The 1,489-nt window shown below is 55.2% G+C and carries 3 protein-coding genes; all 3 read left to right on the top strand.

The features are described 5' to 3' along the window. Window positions 1–128: 128 nt before the first annotated feature. Window positions 129–446 carry a hypothetical protein gene (locus ACR0DX_RS22720; protein ID WP_480847544.1) on the top strand — a complete coding sequence of 106 codons (318 nt, stop codon included), beginning with the start codon at window positions 129–131 and terminating at the stop codon, window positions 444–446. Further along, on the top strand, window positions 436–621 hold the full coding sequence (locus ACR0DX_RS22715; RefSeq protein ID WP_480423916.1) for a hypothetical protein: 186 nt from the start codon (window positions 436–438) through the stop codon (window positions 619–621). The genes ACR0DX_RS22720 and ACR0DX_RS22715 overlap by 11 nt, the downstream gene beginning before the upstream one ends. Before the next feature lie 333 nt (window positions 622–954). Continuing rightward, the coding region (locus ACR0DX_RS22710) for a hypothetical protein (protein WP_480847542.1) at window positions 955–1,489 on the top strand (535 nt) is incomplete at its 3' end.

The following is a 1,489-nucleotide window of genomic DNA, read 5'->3' as shown; positions in this document are numbered from 1 at the left end:
AAGTCTAGCGGCAGGGTGCGGTCTTTACACCCAAGCACATCAAGAATGAGATGATACTCGGGACGAAAACGGTTTGGCGTGGCCAGACACGAATTCCGGTGTCTGATATTAACCGCCCAATCATCGATATGCTCGATGATCCCCGGGTTGGCGGGGGCATTCAACATGTCTCGGAGTGTTTTGATCGCTACCTACAGCGGCCTGATTGCAACCCTGATCTGTTGATCGACTACGCTTTGCGCCACGGAAACGGCGCGGTCTTCAAGCGGCTCGGTTTTCTTGCTGAACGCCACGAAAAGGGCGGAATAGTTGCCCGCAAAGCGCGCAAGCATCTCACCAAGGGGCATGCCAAGCTGGACCCGTCTTTGGAGTGTCCGCGTCTCATCACACGTTGGCGCTTGCGTGTGCCGGATAGCTGGATGAAGGACGCCCCGCATGATCGATAAGCGCGAAATCCTTGGACTTGCCAGTACGCAGGGCCTTACCCCGCACGTGGTGGAAAAGGATTACGCGCTTGGCTGGGCGCTCGCGGGTATCTATGCGCATCCTGAGCTATCTGAATCCTGGGTCTTCAAGGGCGGTAGACCGGATCGAATTATTTTGGATTTCGGACCGCCTTAATTTGGATTGATCCGGCTTCAATCGCTCGGTCTTTTCGTCTGGGTTGAGGTGGTGAAACTCCTGCCACTGATCTCATGGCGTGCGCAGGCCGCACCATAGCCGATGTCTATTCAAACATAGGATCGGAGTATTTCATAATACAGTAACTGGGTTCTAAAGTTGGGCAGGAAACGAATGGCCCGCCTACCGAATGATCGGTCAGCAATCCTCAATATCCGCAATACATTCAGCTTGTTACTTGCGAGCCGGGTGGGTCGGGCGGTTCATCGGTATCAACGGCGCGCGGTCGCAACCGAGCAGTTACAATCTAACAGCTAAAGAATAGCAATCATCATGCGCCTGTTTAAGACGTTAGCCCTGACCACGACGGCCATTGTCACCTTTGCCACCTCCGTCGCGGCGAGTATCTACTCGGATCAACTCACCTCCTATTCAAATCAACAGGCCTTGCAATTCCTCGTCAGTGAGCATGCGCGCGATCCATCAACCTTCGAGGATGCACGCAAGTACATCCTCCTGAGCCGACCAGCAATTATGGAGGACTACCTCAACCAAACCTTAGACCGGACACCAGACATCCGTAGTTTTTCCCTTTCGGAGCTAAGCACAGGGGAGACCTTCGGAATTGGTTCGATCGCCCTTGGGCTCGCCGCAGTTGGGCTCGCAGCTTCTCTCGCAGGCGGTGGTGGTGGAGACTCTGAGACAGGCTCCGGCCCAAATCCAGGCACCGGTATTCCAAACCCAGGTCCCAGCCCATCACCTTCTCCAAACCCCAGTCCAAATCCAAGCCCAGGTCCCGGCACTCCAAACCCGGGCCCCGGTCCCAACCCATCACCTAACCCCATTGATCAGGTCGATCCAGTTGATC

The sequence above is a fragment of the Ruegeria sp. D3 genome (genome assembly GCF_056534465.1).
The sequence above is the reverse complement of the archived record's forward strand: the minus strand, read 5'-3'. Positions and strand labels throughout refer to the sequence as shown.